At 49.7% G+C, this 18,941-nt stretch carries 21 protein-coding genes and 1 other RNA gene; 8 read left to right on the forward strand and 14 right to left on the reverse strand.

Annotated features, from left to right (window positions below; translation table 11 throughout):
* Positions 1 to 71: 71 nt before the first annotated feature.
* Entirely contained in the window at positions 72 to 203 is a 132-nt protein-coding gene (locus BN3279_RS24400) for a hypothetical protein (protein ID WP_262362546.1), read from the forward strand.
* A 10-nt stretch (positions 204 to 213) separates the two neighbouring features.
* Here the strand turns inward: BN3279_RS24400 and BN3279_RS22635 are convergent, their stop codons facing one another.
* From BN3279_RS22635 to BN3279_RS22645, 3 genes are all read right to left on the reverse strand, one after another.
* Positions 214 to 1,674: a L,D-transpeptidase gene (locus tag BN3279_RS22635; protein WP_232436912.1), complete on the reverse strand. Its 1,461-nt coding sequence runs from the start codon at positions 1,672 to 1,674 to the stop codon at positions 214 to 216.
* Positions 1,675 to 1,866: 192 nt separating this feature from the next.
* Positions 1,867 to 2,109, reverse strand: coding sequence for a ferredoxin (locus tag BN3279_RS22640; RefSeq protein ID WP_059054195.1), 243 nt, complete (start codon positions 2,107 to 2,109; stop codon positions 1,867 to 1,869).
* A 120-nt stretch (positions 2,110 to 2,229) separates the two neighbouring features.
* On the reverse strand, positions 2,230 to 3,534 hold the full coding sequence (locus BN3279_RS22645; RefSeq protein ID WP_059054197.1) for a DNA polymerase IV: 1,305 nt from the start codon (positions 3,532 to 3,534) through the stop codon (positions 2,230 to 2,232).
* 192 nt (positions 3,535 to 3,726) lie between these two features.
* Between BN3279_RS22645 and cimA the strand changes: the two genes are divergently transcribed.
* On the forward strand, positions 3,727 to 5,346 hold the full coding sequence (gene cimA / locus BN3279_RS22650) for a citramalate synthase (protein ID WP_059054199.1): 1,620 nt from the start codon (positions 3,727 to 3,729) through the stop codon (positions 5,344 to 5,346).
* A 33-nt stretch (positions 5,347 to 5,379) separates the two neighbouring features.
* Here the strand turns inward: cimA and BN3279_RS22655 are convergent, their stop codons facing one another.
* From BN3279_RS22655 to BN3279_RS22675, 5 genes are all read right to left on the reverse strand, one after another.
* Positions 5,380 to 5,715: a nuclear transport factor 2 family protein gene (locus BN3279_RS22655; protein ID WP_059054201.1), complete on the reverse strand. Its 336-nt coding sequence runs from the start codon at positions 5,713 to 5,715 to the stop codon at positions 5,380 to 5,382.
* 178 nt (positions 5,716 to 5,893) lie between these two features.
* The gene (locus BN3279_RS22660; RefSeq protein WP_059054203.1) at positions 5,894 to 6,487 is read right to left on the reverse strand and encodes a TlpA family protein disulfide reductase; all 594 of its coding nucleotides are present in this window, start codon (positions 6,485 to 6,487) and stop codon (positions 5,894 to 5,896) included.
* 175 nt (positions 6,488 to 6,662) lie between these two features.
* Positions 6,663 to 7,397, reverse strand: coding sequence for an exonuclease domain-containing protein (locus tag BN3279_RS22665; RefSeq protein ID WP_059054205.1), 735 nt, complete (start codon positions 7,395 to 7,397; stop codon positions 6,663 to 6,665).
* A complete protein-coding gene (locus tag BN3279_RS22670) occupies positions 7,394 to 8,485 on the reverse strand; it encodes a DUF294 nucleotidyltransferase-like domain-containing protein (RefSeq protein WP_059054207.1) in 1,092 nt (363 codons plus the stop codon). The genes BN3279_RS22665 and BN3279_RS22670 overlap by 4 nt, the downstream gene beginning before the upstream one ends.
* A gap of 64 nt (positions 8,486 to 8,549) precedes the next feature.
* The gene (locus BN3279_RS22675; RefSeq protein ID WP_059054209.1) at positions 8,550 to 9,941 is read right to left on the reverse strand and encodes an ammonium transporter; all 1,392 of its coding nucleotides are present in this window, start codon (positions 9,939 to 9,941) and stop codon (positions 8,550 to 8,552) included.
* A 276-nt stretch (positions 9,942 to 10,217) separates the two neighbouring features.
* On the opposite strand from BN3279_RS22675, the gene BN3279_RS22680 reads away from it, so the two are divergent.
* Both BN3279_RS22680 and BN3279_RS22685 read left to right on the forward strand, forming a co-directional pair.
* Positions 10,218 to 10,658 carry a MerR family transcriptional regulator gene (locus BN3279_RS22680; protein ID WP_059054211.1) on the forward strand — a complete coding sequence of 147 codons (441 nt, stop codon included), beginning with the start codon at positions 10,218 to 10,220 and terminating at the stop codon, positions 10,656 to 10,658.
* A gap of 87 nt (positions 10,659 to 10,745) precedes the next feature.
* On the forward strand, positions 10,746 to 11,426 hold the full coding sequence (locus tag BN3279_RS22685) for a zinc metallopeptidase (RefSeq protein WP_059054213.1): 681 nt from the start codon (positions 10,746 to 10,748) through the stop codon (positions 11,424 to 11,426).
* A 136-nt stretch (positions 11,427 to 11,562) separates the two neighbouring features.
* Here the strand turns inward: BN3279_RS22685 and BN3279_RS22690 are convergent, their stop codons facing one another.
* Together BN3279_RS22690 and BN3279_RS22695 are read right to left on the reverse strand one after the other, a co-directional pair.
* Complete coding sequence (locus BN3279_RS22690; RefSeq protein WP_059054214.1) at positions 11,563 to 12,471, reverse strand: glutamate biosynthesis transcriptional regulator GltC; 909 nt, start codon at positions 12,469 to 12,471, stop codon at positions 11,563 to 11,565.
* Between the two features lie 92 nt (positions 12,472 to 12,563).
* The gene (locus tag BN3279_RS22695; protein WP_059054216.1) at positions 12,564 to 13,178 is read right to left on the reverse strand and encodes a rhomboid family intramembrane serine protease; all 615 of its coding nucleotides are present in this window, start codon (positions 13,176 to 13,178) and stop codon (positions 12,564 to 12,566) included.
* Positions 13,179 to 13,289: 111 nt separating this feature from the next.
* On the opposite strand from BN3279_RS22695, the gene tpx reads away from it, so the two are divergent.
* Positions 13,290 to 13,811, forward strand: coding sequence for a thiol peroxidase (gene tpx / locus BN3279_RS22700; protein WP_059054218.1), 522 nt, complete (start codon positions 13,290 to 13,292; stop codon positions 13,809 to 13,811).
* 72 nt (positions 13,812 to 13,883) lie between these two features.
* Here the strand turns inward: tpx and BN3279_RS22705 are convergent, their stop codons facing one another.
* The 3 genes from BN3279_RS22705 to BN3279_RS22710 form a co-directional block, all read right to left on the reverse strand.
* Positions 13,884 to 14,282, reverse strand: coding sequence for a DUF1499 domain-containing protein (locus tag BN3279_RS22705; RefSeq protein WP_059054220.1), 399 nt, complete (start codon positions 14,280 to 14,282; stop codon positions 13,884 to 13,886).
* A gap of 179 nt (positions 14,283 to 14,461) precedes the next feature.
* Positions 14,462 to 14,650, reverse strand: a non-coding RNA gene (gene ssrS / locus BN3279_RS23540) — 6S RNA.
* A 56-nt stretch (positions 14,651 to 14,706) separates the two neighbouring features.
* Positions 14,707 to 15,510 (reverse strand): YesL family protein, encoded by an 804-nt coding sequence (locus BN3279_RS22710; protein WP_059054222.1) that lies wholly within the window; start codon positions 15,508 to 15,510, stop codon positions 14,707 to 14,709.
* Between the two features lie 182 nt (positions 15,511 to 15,692).
* On the opposite strand from BN3279_RS22710, the gene BN3279_RS23545 reads away from it, so the two are divergent.
* Positions 15,693 to 15,800 carry a hypothetical protein gene (locus BN3279_RS23545; protein ID WP_018750481.1) on the forward strand — a complete coding sequence of 36 codons (108 nt, stop codon included), beginning with the start codon at positions 15,693 to 15,695 and terminating at the stop codon, positions 15,798 to 15,800.
* Between the two features lie 68 nt (positions 15,801 to 15,868).
* Here BN3279_RS23545 and BN3279_RS22715 read toward each other — a convergent pair whose 3' ends face one another.
* Positions 15,869 to 17,452 carry a degradosome RNA helicase CshA gene (locus BN3279_RS22715; RefSeq protein WP_059054224.1) on the reverse strand — a complete coding sequence of 528 codons (1,584 nt, stop codon included), beginning with the start codon at positions 17,450 to 17,452 and terminating at the stop codon, positions 15,869 to 15,871.
* Positions 17,453 to 17,699: 247 nt separating this feature from the next.
* Here BN3279_RS22715 and BN3279_RS22720 point away from each other — a divergent pair, with 247 nt between their 5' ends.
* A complete protein-coding gene (locus BN3279_RS22720) occupies positions 17,700 to 18,527 on the forward strand; it encodes a YitT family protein (protein ID WP_059054226.1) in 828 nt (275 codons plus the stop codon).
* 174 nt (positions 18,528 to 18,701) lie between these two features.
* Entirely contained in the window at positions 18,702 to 18,902 is a 201-nt protein-coding gene (locus BN3279_RS22725) for a hypothetical protein (RefSeq protein WP_187377835.1), read from the forward strand.
* Positions 18,903 to 18,941 lie beyond the last annotated feature (39 nt).

Genomic DNA, 18,941 nt, shown 5'->3' on the forward strand with positions numbered 1-18,941 from the left:
GAAAGCAGTTACAATATAAGGAAAGATATCTCTATTTGGATTTTGCAGATCGTTAGAGAGGGGAATGCAATATGTCGACAAAACGTAAACCGCCTTCACTCCAGCACAAAAAGGACGAGGTCAACAAAAGGGCGCTAATCTGGTCCATGTCCATTATCGGCGTCCTGATTGTTGCAACCGTCGTCCTTCTGCTTGTCACCTAAGATCCGCTAGCTAATCCAACCAACGGTAAGTACGGTGGGGATTGGTCTGATCCTGTCTGTGCCCCAGGGCAAAACGCTCCTTCGGGACGCTCTCCAGCGTCGGTAAAATCCCCTTCCCGATCGTCACCTTCGTTCCTTTCGTCACCAGATCAAATAACTCCTCCACATCCTTCTTGGTCATCCGTATGCATCCCAGCGACTCATCCTTGCCGATACTATCCGGCTCATTGGTCCCATGTATCGCATAATTGGTATCCGACAGTTGCATGCCCCGGCTGCCAAATTCCCCATTATCTCTTCCGTTCGGATTCACTACCTTCTCCGAGATCGCATAGGTCCCCTCCGGTGTCCGTTCTCCGCCCAAGCCCACCGTATAGCTGCGAATTAGCTTATCACCGCTGACGAGGGCTAATTTATAATTGTCCGTGTCGATGATAATCTCAAGGGGCTCACTAAAATACGGGGGCTGCCCGGGAGCCATACCGCTTGCCAATATCGCTGAAGCTTCTCCTTCTTCCCCAGGTTGTCCTTCCCCAGAGGCTGAACCCCCAAGCTGGGCTAGCAGCGGCTCGAAGGCTTGCTCCATCACTTCATCTGTGCCGGCAATCCAATTATTAGGATAAGAACCGGCCAAGGTCTTCAGACTTTCCGGCCACTGCCCCTTCGCCTGCTTGTAATGAAGCATGGCCGAGCTTAGCACGCCAAGCGATTCCTGCTCCGGAATCCATGCCGATGCAGCAGCCTGTAGCTCGGAAGGGTCTGGCGGCGTACAGAGACAAGCCTCCCGGTCATAGGACTGAAGCGTCGTCTGACCACTTCCCGCATCCTCCTCCAAAGCGACGACAACCGGCATCTCCTTGGTCCATACCAGGTAGTTCTCTAGCGGCTCCATGCCAAGCACCACCGCATAAGGTAAGCTCGTACCGATTTGCTGCTGCAAAGCCAGCAAGCTGGACAATCCAGCCTGTTGCCGCTGGTCACTGCCTCCTCCATATCCCGTGGCGGTGAATACCGGCCCACGGATTACGACCGGTGGAGCAGGCGGCTCGTCCGGTTCAGGCGGGTCCTCTACGTTCGGCGGCACCTCGACTGGAACTTCTGCCGCCGGAGGAGGGACCGGAGCCTGGACTACCTGCCCATCTCCCGGCGCATGTGCAGACGGGATGTGTATCAGCAACAGCAAGAGGAGGGCTAAAGCCAGCTTGCGCACAAACCCGCTACGCTTCTGCCGCCGATGCTTCTCCTCCGCCAGTCCCGCCTCATATCCCGGCAAGACTTCTTCCGGCGAGGGCATCTTGCTGGCTTCAAAGGCTTCATAGATATTGCCGGCTTGAATATAGCAATAATGCGCCTTCCCTTCCTGACCACTTGCTTCATATTCCTTGCCTAGCAGATACCAGGCCATTTTATTGTTAGGATGGTCCTCCACATATTTTTTAAGGTAAGCCAAATCCCCCATAATTCCCTCCATCACAACGCTATGCAAAATGAACTTCGTTAGCTATTATATCGGCAAATCAAGGAGCGTTGCTGACCTAAATCGCTAGGAATTGCCCATTTTGCTACTTATGACCTAATTGTCAGGCAGGGTCTACTTACCGCAAAGAAGCCGCCCCTCACTTTGGTGTGAGGGGCGGCTTCTATATCCGGTCATGCCGTAGGATTAGCCTTCTTTGTTAAATGGAGCGTCTGCAATCTTGATGGAATCAGTTGGGCAGCCATCGCAAGCATCTTGAAGATCATCATGCAAGTCGTCAGGAATATCGGTAACCCCACGGTTGCCGTCTTCTCCGAAAATCACTTCAGCCAAACCTTCATCATCATAGTCATAGATATCTGGTGCGGTTGCGCCGCATGCACCACAAGCGATGCAAGTATCTTTCTCAACCCAAGTATATTTTGCCATTTCTTATCTGCCTCCTGAATAAACAATACGAGTCCGGTGCGTATGTCACCATGACCAATATAATATAAATAGTTTACAATTTCAATGCGTTTTCCGTATTATTCCAATTCCTAAACTGCATCAATCCGGTTCCTGCTCGTTCTTGTCCCGGTCTTCATGAAGAAAGTCGGTTTGCAGCGAGGTTCCGCGTCGCCGATGATTTCGGATCAAGGCCGATGGATCATCCGTCAGCATACCAGCCGTCAACACTGCGTGTTCTCCAAACCGATCCCTTAGCATATCCATCGTGCGAGTGAGAGATTCCTTCTTTGGCTGCTGCTCATAGTCGAATAGATCCAGTTGAAGCGCGGAATCTTCTTTGGAGACCAGATTTTGCAGTGTGATCCCCAGCAGCCGCACGGGCTTGTCCTCACGCCAATGACGCCGGTACAATTCGCAGGCCTCCCGGTAGATGTCCTCAGCTTGCTCGGTTACCGTGTCCAGGCTTTGGGAACGGGTGATGGTCTTCATATCGGGAGTTCGTATTGTAATCTGCACCGTTTGGGCCATCAGCTCCTGTCGTCTGAGCCGCCTAGCGACCTGATCTGCCAGGTTCAGCATAACGCGCTGCACATCCTCCATCTTACTGATATCAGCAGGCAACGTTGTGGTGTGTCCAATCGACTTATTCTTCTCCCGCTCATCGCTAACCGGGGAATCGTCCAATCCGTTGGCCGCTCGCTTCATCCAGGAGCCCGCCACCCCGAACCTCTCAATCAGCTTGCGTTCGTCCGCTGCAGCCAGATGGCCAATCGTATAAATTTTCATTTTCTTCAGCTTCTCGGCTGTCTTTCTCCCGATTCCAAATAAATCTTGGCACGGCTTGTCCCAGAGCAGTCCCGGCACATCACGAATCCGCAGCACGGTAATGCCATTTGGCTTCTTCATATCAGAAGCCATCTTCGCTAGCAGTTTGTTCGGGGCGATGCCGATGGAGCACGGTAGACCCAGTTCATCATGAATACGTTGCTGGATTTGGCTAGCAATTTGCGGAGGAGTACCAAACTGCTTGGAGCCGGTAATGTCCAGATAGCACTCATCAATGGACACGGCCTGCAGGGTTGGCGTATATTCGTAGGCGATATCCATGAATGCCCGTGAATATTTACGGTATAGATGGAAATCCGGCTGAATAATGATAAGTCCAGGGCAACGCTTCAACCCTTGGGTAACGGTCATTCCGGTGGTTATCCCCATTTTTCGGGCGGTATAAGAAGAGGTTACAATCACGCCTTTGCGCAGCTCCACACTGCCAGCGACGGCCGTAGGTTGGTTGCGGTACTTTGCCGGTTCTTCTGCTTCATGCACCGAGCAATAGAAAGCATTCATATCGACATGCAGGATGACCCTTCCCCGGGCGGGGTAATAATCCGCAGGATTCGTCAATGGCTTCCCCTCATTTATGATAGGTTACTGTTCCCTTCAGCATACCTTTCTCCACATATCCGGTCAACATAAAGCCCGGTCTTGCTTGCGCTTGCAAAAAGCGTGTGACATTTAAGCGGCAGATGCTATAATAAGAAATTATACAAAACGGTGCTTTAATGCTGAGAACAACCAAAGGGGGACGCTTTGATCATGTCAAAAGCTTTATCCATCTTCGATACTACCTTGCGTGACGGCACTCAAGGCGAGGGAATCAGCTTGTCCGCGGACGACAAGCTCAAGATCGCCAAGAAGCTGGACCAGCTTGGTGTCCATTATATTGAAGGCGGAATTCCGGGCAGCAACGGGAAGGATATAGAATTCTTCAAGCGGGTCAAGGAACTGAATTTGCAAGCCAAGCTCACGGCCTTCGGCAGTACCCGCCGGAAAGACAGTGTGGCCGAACACGATGCCAACCTGAACCGGATGCTGGAAGCCGGAGTGCAAGCGGCGACTTTGGTCGGCAAATCATGGGACTTCCATGTGCACACCGCGTTGCAAACCACGCTGGAAGAGAACCTGGCCATGATATACGATTCCATCGCTTACTTGAAGCATCAAGGGCTTGAAGTCATCTTCGATGCTGAGCACTTCTTCGACGGCTACAAGCATAATCCGGAATATGCGTTGGCCGTCATGCGCAAGGCGGAAGAAGCCGGAGCTGACTGGCTGGTCATGTGTGATACGAACGGAGGCACTTTGCCCCATGAAGTACATGACATCGTAAGCGTGCTGGCCGGAATCGTCACCACCTCGGAACTTGGCATCCATACGCATAATGACTGCGAACTTGCGGTGGCCAACTCAATTAGTGCCGTTCGGGCGGGTGCCCGCCAGATTCAGGGAACGATGAACGGTTATGGCGAGCGTTGCGGCAATGCCAACTTGTGCTCCATCATCCCTAGTCTGCAATTGAAGCTAGGCTATGAAGTGCTTGAACCTGAAGGCCTTAAACAACTGACCAACACAGCGCGTTACATTAGCGAGATCGCGAATGTCCACATGCCTGTCAACCAGCCTTATGTAGGCACAGCAGCTTTTGCCCACAAAGGCGGCATTCACGTCTCCGCCATCCGACGCGACTCGCGAACGTATGAGCATATCGCACCAGAACTGGTGGGAAATCGTCAGCGAGTGCTCGTGTCCGAACTGGCCGGGCAAAGCAATGTACTTTCCAAGGCACAGGATATGGGCATTCATTTTGATCCTGCTAACGAGAACACGCGTGAGGTCATCTCCAAGATCAAGGAGTTGGAGCATCAGGGCTATCAGTTCGAAGGTGCTGATGCCTCTTTGGAACTGCTGCTTCGTCAGGCTAATGGCGAATTGAAAGAATTGTTTGTGTTCGAATCCTTTAAAATGCTGGTGGAGAAGGCAGCAGACCGTCCGGTCGTTTCCGAAGCTTTCGTCAAGCTGAACATCGACGGCAACAGTATCTACACTGCCGCCGAGGGCAACGGACCGGTTAACGCACTTGACAATGCACTGCGCAAAGCTCTCATCACTTATTACCCGGGATTAAAGGATATGCATCTGTCCGATTATAAGGTGCGTGTGCTTGATGATAAGGACGCCACCGCCTCCAAGGTTCGGGTACTCATTGAATCTCAGAATATCGAGAATTCATGGAACACAGTAGGTGTATCAAGTAACGTAATTGAAGCCAGTTGGGAGGCTCTCGTCGACAGTATCCGCTATGCCCTGCTGGGGCAGACCAAACGGGCTGATTACGAAGAAATCCCTTCTGCTGGCCGGGGCTTGATGAATCACTGACTTGAACTTTGCCAAGTACAAAGACTAATGTAACTACCCTGCTGAGACGATTCTCAACAAGGAGATCTTCTGACTGTTCAAAGTAAAATAAAAATCAAGCGGGACCGGGCTTCCGTCAAAGTTGCCGGAAACTGTAGCAGTGACAATGGTCTCTCCATTCTTTTCTACAACATTTGTAACATCAGTTTTAACCAATAACTTGTTGTTTGTCTCTACTATATGTGTCTCTATGGCAGCCTGGCCATGATAAGTCTGTCCTTCGTCATAGAGTATGGCTTCTTCTGCGAAGCACTTGGCAAGCAGATTTCGATCATAGGAGTTGGATGCCTCGAAGTATTTTTTAACAACTTCTGGTATTTGTAAATTCATATTATTCTCCTTCTCTTATTAAGATTTAAGTTATTTGATTACTGCATTGTTCTAATTGTACTGACTATAACCTGACAGCATCGGGTCAAGTTATCATTTTATTTTTTTAAAAACTTGCATAATAAAAACAGGGATGTTCCTTCAGGCTTATCGTGAGCCCGGCGGAACATCCCTGTTCTTACGATTCTATAATCTGCTTGAGCTTAGCTTCAAGTTCCTTCGCAGGCAGCGCACCAAGAATTACTTCCCTGATGACTCCTTCCCTGTCGATGAGCACATTGGTGGGGAAGGCCCTTCCGCCAAATCCCTGGAACACCTCTTCACCCCGGTCCATCAACACAGGGAACGTAAGGCTGTAATCTTCTACAAACTTCTTGGCATCCTCCAACTGGTCGTATTGCGTCACATTGATCGCATAGATATCCAGTGAATCCTTGTATTTCCCGGCAAGCGAGACCAGATCAGGTGCCTCGTCTTTACAAGGTCCACACCAGGATGCCCAAAAGTTCAAGAGCAGCACCTTATCCCGCTTACCTCCAACCTTATACTCACTTCCGTCCATACCAGTCAGGCTAAATGAGGGAACTTCGGTCCCCGGCTTAGGTGTGCCTTCGGCAGCAGCCAAAGCTGCAAGTGAGGTGCCTTCGCTTTCCGTCTTCGAGCTATCCTTCTCGCCGAATCCGGCCCACCAGCCCTCCTGAACCCCCCGGTCCATGATTGCCACGCCCAGCAATATGAGCAATGCGGCCCAAATCCATCGGTTTCGCTTCATTGTGTTGTCCCTCTTATGTCCGTTGTATTTTCCTGAACTTCTCGCTTTACGTCTATTATTGTACCCTTTTTTAACGAATTTTTACAATCAGACTGAAGATTCAAACCACAAGCAAACAACAAGCCGCCCTTAGTCCGGACGGCTTGTAATATTTAAGCGTATTATTTCTGCTTTTTTACGTTTTGCTTAAGAAGGTGTAGAGATCACCCAGCGTAATGACGCCGCAATCAGTTAAACGAGCAACCAGGGCCGTCCATAAAGATGCTGTCATTTTGGAATCCTCCAGGGCATGGTGACGTTGGGTAACTGGAATGCCATAGACCTCCAGCCAATCGTCCAGCCCCGCGATCTTCCGATCCGGCTCCAGCTTACGGGCAATCATCATCGTATCCAGAACACGGTGTCCGAGATGCGCTTTGGTCGTTTTCCAAAGGGCCACGTCCAGGAACGCCTTGTCGTGGGCACTTCCATGTGCCACCAGCACCCGGTCGTCAACAAATGCCATGAATTCACGTAAGGCTTGCAACAGCGGAGGAGCAGACTCGGTCATTTCCTCCGTAATGCCCGTAAGCTCTACGATGCGTTCAGGGATAGAGCAGACCGGTTTCACCAATGAGTAATAGGTCTCTTCGCTAGGAGCTACTCCTTCTACCTTCACCGCTCCAAAGGACAAAATTTCATCACCATAGTGGTAATGAAACCCTGTCGTCTCCAAATCGAAGACTGCCGTTTTTAGTTGGGTCAATGGAACATGGAGTGTCTCCGGACGTCGTTGTCCTTTGGTCAAGGACCGAACGAACGCGATTTGCTGCGCGCTGGGAGCACCTAGCATGGATGCAATTCTCGGAGACATCCCTCCCCCTCTCAAGACATCCCAAAACCCACCATTTCCCTTCATTGGCTCTTTCATAGTCCTTTCCTTTCCGCATACCGATGCTGCCTTTGAAGCGTCCGATACATTAACCTTACGGTACTGAGAGATTCCCGCAGTTCTCGCCGTATCTCTTTCTGCTTCAGCATTTCCTGCGGCAAATAGTGGGTTCCCGTCAGCATGCCGTCTTCGAGGGTCGGCGGAACCATTGACCTTAACTTGACCGCCGTATCAAAGGCGCGCCGGCAAGACTCCATCCACCGGGGTGGTACCGCTTCGAGCTGGTAGAGCTGAGAGATTCGTTCCCAGGTTGAGGACGACTCTATGCCGTATTGCAGGGCCAGATAACGCACCGCATTAACTATGGGAATGTACATCCCGTACTTCACATCAAAATCTCCGGCATGTTCACCGGTAGGCTCTGTAATGACCTGCCCCAAAATATTCAACGCGGCCTTATGACGCACGGTATTGCGCAAAATCGCTGCATTCATATCCTGCTGAATACCTTGATCCAGCTCCATAATTTCCTTGAGCGTCCGTCGCAGGGACGAATACAAGCTTACATCTCCGCAGATATGACGCATATCCGAAGCGATCATCAAGTAACGGACTTGTTCCCAGGCCAGTATGTCGCGCCAGCCCATGAACCGTCTCGCCCAAGTCTGCAGATTGCCTCGCCATAGCGGATTGGATACCATCACATTTCCCGAGCATAAGGGATATCCGACATGTTCCAAAATGGCCGAGAGCTTGATGCCGAACTGTTCAAAATAGGAGGTAATCTGCTCGGTATTATCCCCACCATAAATCAAGCCATTATCCTGGTCGCTCCACAAGGTTGGCTCCGCCCGTCCTGCGCTACCAAAGGCAATGAAAGCATAATAAGAAGGAGGAGGGCCGAGGCCCTCCTGAATCATTGCATCTTCACCGAGTTGACACGCTTGGGTCATGACCGCATCATGCAGTTCCGAAGCTTCCATGTTCCATGCCCGGATGGGCGTGGAGGTCAGCTTGGCGTACAGGCGGTTCTGCTCATCGATCCTGGCCGTCCTGAGCAATGCGGGAGAAGAAGCCAAGCGGACCGCTGACAAACGCTCGTTATTCATGGCCGTATCGTGACTCATGTCCCAACTTCCTTTCTTATTCCCGGATGAGCGCCCGGAAATGTTTCTCTACCCTGCGATTCCCTTAATCAGCGGAGACCCCGTTCTTGTTCAAGAGATTCATTTGCTCAGGGTAGCCATAGGTACCGTGTTCGCTGATATCCAGACCCATGGTTTCTTCCTCTTCCGTGACGCGCAGACCCATCAGCCACTTCATGCCGCCAAGGATCAGGAAGGACAGCACCAGTACGAAGGCGAAGGTTCCGATAACACCAAGCAATTGCACGCCCAATTGTCCAAATCCACCACCATAGAACAAGCCCGGCGCCCCAACTCCAGTCGTCTCTACCAGACGAGGTGCTGCGAACAAGCCTGTAGAAATCGCGCCCCATACACCGGCAATCCCGTGTACAGAGAAGGCGTAGATCGGATCATCCACACCAGCACGCTCAAACCATCTTGCTGTGAAGAAGGTTAAGATACCGGCAACCGCACCGATAATAACAGCAGCCCATGCATCAACGAATGCGCAGGAGCCAGTAATGGCTACGAGAGCGGCCAGTACACCGTTCAGCATACTTGGAATGTCCGACTTGCCCATGACAGCCCAAGAGATCAGCAAGGCGGCAACTGCACCAGCGGCTGCGGCCAGATTCGTCGTCATCAGCACGTAGCCGAAGAATCCATCACCAAGCGGTGTCAAGGCACTACCTGGGTTAAAGCCAAACCAACCGATCCACAGGATAATTACACCCAGTACCGTCAACACTTGGTTATGACCCGGAATACTGTTAGGCTTTCCATCCTTATTGTATTTACCAAGACGAGGCTTGAGCAGAAGCGTCGCCGCCAGAGCTGCAGTTGCACCTGTTAAGTGAACCACCGTGGAACCCGCGTAATCCTGCATACCAAGGTTGCCAAGCCATCCGCCGCCCCATACCCAGTGAGCTACGATTGGATAAATAATAACGACGAAGATGATTCCGAATACGATATAAACGCTAAGCTTCGCCCGCTCAGCCATCCCCCCGCAGGCAATCGCCAGTGATACAGCGGCAAAAGCCATTTGGAACAGGAACATCAGATTAAGCGGTACGCCAATTTCGGCAAAGACGCTGAACGAACCAATGTCGCCCTCTCCCCCGAAGAGGAATCCTGTTGTCCCCAGAAAGCTGTTACCGTCGCCAAAGGCGAAGCCGAAGCCAAACAGCCACCAAGCAAGAATTGAAATACCCAAGGTCAATACCGTTTTACCAGCTACATGACCCGCATTTTTCATCCGAACCGTCCCTGCCTCCAGCAAGGCGAACCCCGCTTGCATAAAGAAGACGAGCATTGCTGCTACGAACACGAACAAGGAGTTAAGTCCCAGTTCCAGTACCGAGCTGCTGATCTCACCTTCAGCGGCAAAAGCCGATACCGGAAACGAGAATGTTGCTAGAAACACCACTAAACCGTAGAGCCACTTTTTCTTCATCCTTTAACACTCCCCTAATGTTAAGTTACCTAACACAAAATGAATTGTTAAGGTGATTATAAGACGAAAATAAGCGATATGACAATACTTTTTTTGAAAAAAAGTGATTATTTGCACTTATTGTAACATTGTATGTAATATTTAAACACAAAACCTTTATAGTTACTAATAAAAGTAAAGCGTAACGTTTGACTGTACACTTATTGTTCAGTATCATAAAAGAACAGAATATAAATATAAGTAATTGGACTCTTAGCAAGCAGGAGAGGTGATGTCATTGGAGTAACGAAACTGTACCGGATTGGAGAATTGGCCAAAGCCGCCGCCGTCAGTGAACGTACGATAGACTACTATACCAAGCTAGGGCTTGTCTCTCCCGAGAAGCGGACCCAGAAGAACTACCGTCTGTACAGCGCTGAAACCTTGAACCGGCTGCAACGTATTAATCAATGGAAACAAGAGAAATATACGTTGGATGAGATCCGCGAGAAGTTAGACTTGTGGAAACGAGTGACGCCGGAGGAACAAGTCTCTGAAAGATTGAGTTCGCTAGAGCTCCACATGCAGCAACTAGAACGGGAAGTGAAGGAGCTCGAGCCCCTTATTTCCAATATGCAGCCTAAGCAGGCCCAGCGGGCTTTTGCTCACTTGCTGCCCAAGAGCTTGGCTTGTGTGGAAGCGATCCGCGTGCTCATGAACAATAGTCCCTTCTCATAGACTGGCGTAACTGGCCTTTAGCTTGGTTGCTGTCGATCATAATGCAGGCACGATTTCAATTCAATTGATAACTTGGAGGAATGATTCATGTATTCAGACGTCATGTTAATCCCGATTTTACTGGCCTTCGGGCTTTCCCTGTGGGCTCAGTTCCGGGTCAAGGGTACTTTTAACAAATGGGCGAAAGTACAAAATATGTACGGCTTAACCGGCCACGATGCTGCACGGCGGATGCTGGATGCCCACGGCCTGTACGATGTGCCGATTGAACCGGTACGCGGCACATTGTCGGACCACTACGACCCGATTCATCGCGTCGTCCGTTTATCAGAACCTGTTTATTATGAAAGCTCCATCTCTGCTGTAGCTGTAGCCTGCCATGAGGTTGGTCATGCCATTCAGCATAAGGAGAAATACCCGATGCTGGTCATGCGTCACCGGATGTTCCCGGTTGTCAATTTCGCTTCCGGTATCGCCCCTTTCCTGTTGATTGCCGGCTTTATATTTAATGCGTTCAACCTGATTGGATTAGGTATTATCTTCTTCTCAGCCGCTGTGCTGTTCCAACTGGTTACTCTGCCGGTAGAGTTTAACGCCAGCAGCAGAGCCCGCAAAATTATGGTCTCCCAAGGATTTGTCACTCATGATGAATCCCGCGGGGTAGGTAAAGTGCTTAATGCGGCTGCATTAACTTATGTAGCGGCTGCTCTGATCTCCCTGCTGGAACTGCTTCGCTACATCCTGATTTTTGCAGGGAATCGCGATTAATTAAGCTAAAATCACGTAAAGTCGGAAGAAACACAAAGCTGCCAGGCTCCCCGAATTCGAGGGCCTGGCAGCTTTTTTGTTACTCCAAAGATACATCATCAAATGTAAGATAGCGTTTACAAAAAAGAATACTGATCTAGTGCGGCGGCGTATCCACCTGAAGACCGAAATACTCCAGCAGGAACACCCGAAATGATTGCGCTACTAACGGTAACTTCTCATCCGAGCGGTGAATCAGACCGATCGTCCGCGTTACCTTCGGTTCATATACTCGCACTCGAACCGGCTGTAATGTAAAGCTCTGAAACAAAGCCATCTCCGGAAGAAGACTTACCCCCATTCCCGCAGCCACCAAGCCACGGATCGTATCCGTCTCCTCCCCTTCGAAGGCAATCTTGGGCGTGAAGCCCGCCTCAAGACAAGCCTGCCAAACAATGGGACGCAAGGAATACCCCTTGCTGAACAAAATGAATTTCTCATCCTTCAACTGGCTGAGCTTGATGCTCTGCTCTTCGGCCAAAGGATGGCCCGGCGGCAAGATCGCCACCAGATCCTCGGTCAGCATCACATTCCCCGTAACCTGATCATGATTTTCCGGAAAAGGGGAAATAAAAGCCAAATCGATCTCTCCGGCCACAGTATCCCGAATCAGCGTAGGATAAGTGCCCTGCTTGAAGCGAAACTTCACATTCGGATACAGCTTGCGGAACTCCGCCACTACACTAGGAATCATATGAATGCCAAGACTATTGGGGAACCCGAGCCTGATTTCTCCCCGCTCGGGGTCCAGAAATTCGTGCACCTCATTAACGGCCCGGTCCAAATCCTTCAGGACCGACTCTACTCGGCCGCAGAACAACTGTCCTACAGCAGTCAACTGAAGATTTCTGCCCTTCTGCATAAACAGGCTCACCCCCAGCTCCTGTTCAAGCTGGTGAATTTGCCGGCTCACCGCCGATTGCGCAACATGCAGCTCCTCGGCGGCCTGTGTGACATGCTCTTTCCTCGCCACTTTCACAAAGTATTGCAGTTGTCTCAATTCCACGAGTCTGATCGCTCCATTTCGCTTTTGCTACGAGCCTTGGAATTAGGGCTGGCATTACTATAAATTTAATGTACCATTTACAATCTCTGGGTTCAACGCCGTTTTAACAAGCGAATGATTAAGCCGTAAATGAAGAACCCTCCGACCAAGCCGCCAAGGTGGGCAGCGAGGTTAATTTGCGGGATGAGCAGAGAATAGACTCCACCGACCATCAGCAGGCTGTATAACGTCTTGCGCGAGCTCGTATCCATGAGTTGACGCTGGAATAGAGCAATGTAGAGAAACGCTCCATAGACACCGTAGACAGCCCCTGAGGCTCCCACAGAGATATGTAAAGTCGAGTCAAGCCGATATACCCCCATGCTGATTGCGTTCCCCACCAGACCGCTACCCAAATAGAGCAGCGCATACCGCCAGTGACCAAGCATCCGCTCAAGCGGCGGAGCAAACACCAAAATGGCAAAAGAGTTGGAGAACAAATGGTTGAATCCGTTATGGAGGAACATCGCGGTGAATAACCGCCACTGCTCCGCGGCGAATGGACCAAAATCAACCATAGCTCCGTATTTCACTAAAGTCTCCGGGTTCGTGGACCCCCCATTCAGCCACAAGACGATAAACATGGCAATGTTTGCGGCCAGAATCAAACAGGTTACGGGATAATACCGGAGGTAACTCCTCCAATTCTCATATCGTAGAAAAATCATTTTACCCTTCCTTTACCCACGTTTTTTCCTTGTATTGGACATTTTCTTTTTAAAACGATTATAATTAATTTTGAACCAATAATAAATCTATCAAATTAGGAGGATATGTACATGTCGCAAGAACGCACAAATGTAGCTACATTCAAAGGCAATCCGCTTACCCTGATTGGTCCGGAGCTTAAGGTTGGCGACACGGCACCCGAATTCCACCTGCATAAAAATCTGCTGGAAGAGGCAACTCTCCAGGATTATAGTGACAAGATCAAATTGATCAGTGTAGTGCCTTCATTGGACACCGGGGTCTGCGATGCTCAGACCCGCCGCTTCAATCAAGAAGCCTCTGCTCTTGGCGAAGACGTCGTCGTGCTGACCGTCAGTGCTGATCTTCCATTCGCCCAGGCCCGCTGGTGTGGAGCCGCCGGTGTTGACCGGGTGATCACCTTGTCCGATTATAAAGACAACGCCTTCGGCAAAGCCTACGGCGTCCTGATCAAGGAATTCGCCCTCGACATGCGAGCCGTCTTTGTTATTGATAAGGACAACAAAATTCAATATGTCGAAGTGCTCAAGGAAATGACCGAGCATCCGGATTACGACAAGCCAGTTGCAGCCGTAAAAGCACTAATTGGCTAACAGTCACAGCCTGAAAGCGAAAAGCGAGTGGGAGAATTTTCTCCCTGCTCGCTTTTTTTGTCGTTGCATTACCTACATGTTGGACGATGTCTTGTGAGCGGCCAGCTTCTTGTCCAGAACCGCAAACAATTGCTGAATATTACGGTAATTGGCTCCCAGATCGCCCATAGAGCCCCGCGTGGCCGAGTAGATGTCCACTGCGCTGCGAACAGGTCCCGTAGATACAATGGACACCGTAATATCCATAACGCGTCCCAGGCTGGTCCGCTTCTCCAACGTAATCTCCCCTACCGAAGCCACCTCATGCAGCACCTTGTAACCGGGAATTTTCTTCAAAGTAGAGGATACTTCCTCCCATAGCTTCTCACGGGATAATTGATAATACCTTGTCTTCAATTCGGGCAGCTTCGCACGGTCGCTGGTCCCCTCCTGGCTACGAAAAATGCCAGCTAACGTTCTCTTCAGTGACAACGATTCTTCCTCCTTCATGTCCTTCAAGCGTCAGTATAACGGTATGCGTTTTCCTAGTTCTAGTTTACCATTGTTATCACACAAACAAAAGCGAGCGTTAGTATACACATAAACAAAAAGCGCCTTGTCCTTCCTTGGGGCTGCCAAAGAAATACAGGGCGCTACTTGAGAAACTTGGATAAAGACCCGCCTATGCCGTCCGGTTACATTGTCTCGAACCTGCATTAGCAGGTGGGTGACCGCAGCGACGCTTTTGAAGTCCCCACATCACTTGGATAGGGCAGTTCAGCTACGAGGCGATTAGGTCTCCCGAGACATCGTCATTGGTTCAAAACAACATAGAACCGAAACGTACATCGCAGGACGTAAACCCATTATAAGACTTTGTTAAGTAAATGTAAACTTAGCTACACAGGTCAATTGGTCAATCTTTTTCTTTCTGTTCATCCGCTGGCAAATCCAGGGCCATATCCTCGTCTTCCTCGGCTTGGCTATTAGCCGAATCCTCTTCGGACTGACGCATTCTTTCCACTTTCTCCTGAATCTTGTTATAGGCGATGTAGAAGTTGTAGAAAGCTACCACCGATGTCAAGCTGCCGAACCCAAAGAAAATGAGCCAGCCGTAACGCATGGTCAGGAAGCCCAGAAACCCAGCGCATAGCAGCGTGGATATCGTCCGGAATGGACGAAGGATTGTGAACAGAATAGCATTCTTGATCAACTGAAACGCCCCCAGATGGTAGTGAGCCACAAGGGAGAAGAAATTGAACAAGGACAAGGACAGCAACAACAGGAAGAACAACATCACCATCCCGATGATTTGCAGATTATCCATCTGCGTCATGTATACCCGGTAATCCACATACATAATGACAAATAGCAAGGTATAGAAGATACCGCCAATCATGCTTTGCTTGTAATTTTCCTTATAGCCCTTGAAATAAACCTTGATGATGCTAAGGTCACCTTCCCCCATCACCCATTTACGGGTTACAGAGAACAGCGCTGCCGTAGCAGGAAATAGTGTAAACGGTGCCAAAATGCCCATGATCCAGATGGACAACGTTTCTGGCGGAGGTGTTGGTGTCTGCAGCAACAAGAGCACCTTCATTGCCAGAACCAGCATAAATGGCGACGAGCATAGCAGCCATAGTAAGTTGCTTCCGGAAATCCTCATAATCCATTCGGTAATTCTATAAAATCCGCCCATAAAACCTTTGTATTCCAAGTAAAAATCTCCTCTCGAGCAAAGTGATATTTCTGCCTATCTTTAACTATACATGATTCGTCCACCACGTTCCAGCGCCTAATTTGCAGCATCCTAGGTGTGTGTCTAATCTTCAAGGGCCGATGTGCCATAGTATATACCGTAACTCCAAAACCTTAACAACATTTAAAGGAGGTTATCTCATGTCCGGTGTAGGTGTAGGATATGGCGGAGGTTTCTGGACTTCCACAGGTACGATTCTGGTATTGTTCATTTTACTTGTTATCATTAGCCGCACAATTTTCGTGTAATGGACAAAAACGAAGAAGACGGAGCAAGCTCCGTCTTCTTTTGGTTTCAGTCGCTATGTGCCCCTCGCTTATTTATCGAAAGACTGATTATCATTGAATTTGGAAGGTCTACGTTCCCCGCCGCCTGAACTAGAACGCGGTTTGCGATCGTAGGAAGAACGGTTGGAGTCGCGGCTTCCGCTATCCCGATTATATCCGCCCTTGTTACCACCATAGCTACCACCACGGCTACCACCTTGAGAATCACGACGGTATCCACTACCGCCTCTGTTGCCATAACCTGAAGGTTTACGTCCGCTGGAACGAATGTCCGGGTTGCGGCGTTTAACACGGATAGGTTCTTCCGGTGTCAATTCAATGTTAGTCTTGTCGTTCTTCTCGCCTGTAATCAGCTTGAATGCAGCAGCAAGCAGATTCACCGAGTCATATTGCTCCAGCATTTGAATGGCAATGCCTTTATACTCGTTCAATTCCCCGTTCTCCACAAGCTCAAGCAAACGCTCTGCAGTGATGCGTTGCTTGCCTTCGATCGCTTCAGCAATACTAGGCAGTGGCTTGCGAGCAATCTTATGACGAGTAATCCGTTCAATAAAATGCAAATGATCAATTTCACGAGGCGTTACGAAGGACCATGCCGCCCCTTCTTTCCCTGCACGACCCGTACGACCAATACGGTGTACATAACTTTCCGGGTCCTGTGGAAGGTCAAAGTTAACTACATGCGTCACACCGGAAACGTCCAGACCCCGAGCAGCAACGTCTGTCGCTACAAGTACGTCGATACTGCCGTCACGGAATTTGCGCATAACATTATCGCGTTGGTTCTGCGACAAGTCTCCGTGCAAACCGTCCGCGGAATAACCACGTTTTTGCAATGCTTCGGACAGCTCGTCTACCCGGCGTTTCGTCCGGCCAAATACGATAGCAAGTTCTGGAGATTCCATGTCCAGCAAGCGAGTCAACCCGTCAAATTTCTGGCGTTCGTGAATTTCAATATAAGCCTGATCAATCAATGGAGCGCTGACCTGCTTTGGAATCACAGACACATGCTCAGGATTTTTCAGGAACTGTTGGGCAAGACGCTGGATATTCCCTGGCATTGTAGCAGAAAATAACATCGTTTGGCGCTCTTCCGGCACCAGCTTCAAGATGGATTGAATATCCTCCATGAAGCCCATGTCAAGCATTTCATCCGCTTCATCCAATACAACAGTTTGTACATCGTCCAATTTGATCGTTTTCCGGTTGATGTGGTCAAGCAAGCGGCCCGGCGTACCGATGATAATTTGGGGTTTTTTCTTCAAGGCACGAATTTGGCGTACGATATCTTGTCCGCCGTAGATTGGAAGTGAGCGGGTTCCCTTGAAGCGAGACAATCTGCCGATCTCCTCAGCTACCTGAATGGCGAGTTCACGGGTTGGCGTCATGATCAATGCAACGATGCGATCTTCTTCCCGCGGTATTTTGTTGATTAGTGGAAGACCAAAGGCGGCGGTTTTCCCTGTACCTGTCTGGGCTTGTCCGATTAAATCTCGCCCTTCCAAAGCAATCGGAATGGATTTGGTTTGAATTGGAGTTGCCTCTTCAAAACCGAGCTCCGTAATGGCTTGTAGCACTTTAGGCTCTAGGCCGAATTCTGTAAATGTGTTCAATATATTCATACTCCTTCTATTTAGTGGACAATTCCACCAGCTTCACTGTATTCTTAAGTAGAATTTTAGACGTTTTCTAGACGTTTATAGACTGTCCCATAAGCCTGCAAATTTTACATAGGTTCTAGCGTTGAACCTGGAAATGAGTACCTACTCAAGAATATCTCAAATAGTATAGCACAAAACTTAAATAGAATACCAGCCGCTCAAGGCCCCAATTCCTACTTTTAGCCCGAGGTGAATCACTATGTACAAAGAAATTAGAAGAGGCGCAGTCATTTTGCTTGGAGCAGCCCTGATCGCCTCAGGCTTCAATTTGTTCCTCGTTCCACTCCAATTGCTCAGCGGCGGCGTCTCTGGTCTGGCCATGCTTACTGCCTACTTCTCCCCGCTTAGCATCAGTACCATGTATCTGGCCTATAACATCCCGCTTCTGATTGCGGGATTGTTTATGCTCGGCAAGCGATTTATCGGGCTCAGCATCCTGTCCGTTGTTGGCACAACCTGGTTTATCGCGATTATTCCTACGCCTGAGAAGCTCTTGTCGGCGGATACGCTCTTGTCTGCTGTATTCGGCGGAGTCCTGGTCGGCATTGGCAGCGGGATTTCCTTCCGGGTCGGCGGCTCCTCAGGCGGCTTTGATATCATCGGCTCCATCGTCACCCGCTTTCGCGACTTTCCTGTCGGCAACGTGCTGGTCGGGCTTAATGCCATCGTCATTCTCGCCATGGGTTACCTGAACGGCAACTGGGACCTGGTACTTGCATCCATGGTGTCCATTTATATTACAGGTAAAGTGGTGGACCTCATTCACATCAGCCACATCAAGGTCACGCTATTCATCATCACTAACCAGACAGAGGACATGCTTGATCGTCTGCTCACCTTGCCTCGGGGCGTAACACTTATCAAGACGCAGGGCGCCTTCTCCCACAAGGAGAAGGACATGCTCATGACGGTCACCACCCGCTATGAATTGGCTGAATTACGTGAAATTATTAAGAAGACGGATGCTAACGCGTTTGTCAATATTGTGGAAACCGTGGGCGTAATGGGTGCTTTCCGCCGCCGCTAGCCATTTTCCGCAGGAGCTGGCGTTTTCAAGCGGCTGCTTCTCTGTTATAATAATCACAGCGGTTCCTTAGCTTCATGACAATCTAATAGGGCTCAGCTTCCCGTATTTCACAGGCTTTATGCTTTTCCGATTTAGGATGGATTCGAAGGCGAATTATTCTGAAAGGAAAGGGTGATGGATGTGGAGATGGAAACAGTAACACTAGAACAAATCGTACTCAAATGGTTCCCGGATATGCTGCCCTTCCTGAATCAAAAGGAGCTTGATTCAACAATCATCCTTCGGGATGGCTTTACCATCTTGGAACCGCAGGATGCGCTGGAGATTATCCATTACAGCATATGCGAGCATCAAGATTCCGCCTTTCTTCATTAAGAGGAGTAAGACGGTGGCGTGGTTTGCAGTACCCAGTCG

Source organism: Paenibacillus senegalimassiliensis (genome assembly GCF_001486585.1).
Classification (GTDB): domain Bacteria; phylum Bacillota; class Bacilli; order Paenibacillales; family Paenibacillaceae; genus Fontibacillus; species Fontibacillus senegalimassiliensis.

What these genes read in the sequence shown, in the direction of transcription:
- BN3279_RS24400 (WP_262362546.1), top strand. Translation starts at nt 72, where the DNA reads ATGTCGACAAAACGTAAACCGCCTTCACTCCAGCACAAAAAGGACGAG.
- BN3279_RS22635 (WP_232436912.1), bottom strand. Translation starts at nt 1,674, where the DNA reads ATGGAGGGAATTATGGGGGATTTGGCTTACCTTAAAAAATATGTGGAG.
- BN3279_RS22640 (WP_059054195.1), bottom strand. Translation starts at nt 2,109, where the DNA reads ATGGCAAAATATACTTGGGTTGAGAAAGATACTTGCATCGCTTGTGGT.
- cimA (WP_059054199.1), top strand. Translation starts at nt 3,727, where the DNA reads ATGTCAAAAGCTTTATCCATCTTCGATACTACCTTGCGTGACGGCACT.
- BN3279_RS22655 (WP_059054201.1), bottom strand. Translation starts at nt 5,715, where the DNA reads ATGAATTTACAAATACCAGAAGTTGTTAAAAAATACTTCGAGGCATCC.
- BN3279_RS22660 (WP_059054203.1), bottom strand. Translation starts at nt 6,487, where the DNA reads ATGAAGCGAAACCGATGGATTTGGGCCGCATTGCTCATATTGCTGGGC.
- BN3279_RS22665 (WP_059054205.1), bottom strand. Translation starts at nt 7,397, where the DNA reads ATGAAAGAGCCAATGAAGGGAAATGGTGGGTTTTGGGATGTCTTGAGA.
- BN3279_RS22670 (WP_059054207.1), bottom strand. Translation starts at nt 8,485, where the DNA reads ATGAGTCACGATACGGCCATGAATAACGAGCGTTTGTCAGCGGTCCGC.
- BN3279_RS22675 (WP_059054209.1), bottom strand. Translation starts at nt 9,941, where the DNA reads ATGAAGAAAAAGTGGCTCTACGGTTTAGTGGTGTTTCTAGCAACATTC.
- BN3279_RS22685 (WP_059054213.1), top strand. Translation starts at nt 10,746, where the DNA reads ATGTATTCAGACGTCATGTTAATCCCGATTTTACTGGCCTTCGGGCTT.
- BN3279_RS22695 (WP_059054216.1), bottom strand. Translation starts at nt 13,178, where the DNA reads ATGATTTTTCTACGATATGAGAATTGGAGGAGTTACCTCCGGTATTAT.
- tpx (WP_059054218.1), top strand. Translation starts at nt 13,290, where the DNA reads ATGTCGCAAGAACGCACAAATGTAGCTACATTCAAAGGCAATCCGCTT.
- BN3279_RS23545 (WP_018750481.1), top strand. Translation starts at nt 15,693, where the DNA reads ATGTCCGGTGTAGGTGTAGGATATGGCGGAGGTTTCTGGACTTCCACA.
- BN3279_RS22720 (WP_059054226.1), top strand. Translation starts at nt 17,700, where the DNA reads ATGTACAAAGAAATTAGAAGAGGCGCAGTCATTTTGCTTGGAGCAGCC.
- BN3279_RS22725 (WP_187377835.1), top strand. Translation starts at nt 18,702, where the DNA reads ATGGATGTGGAGATGGAAACAGTAACACTAGAACAAATCGTACTCAAA.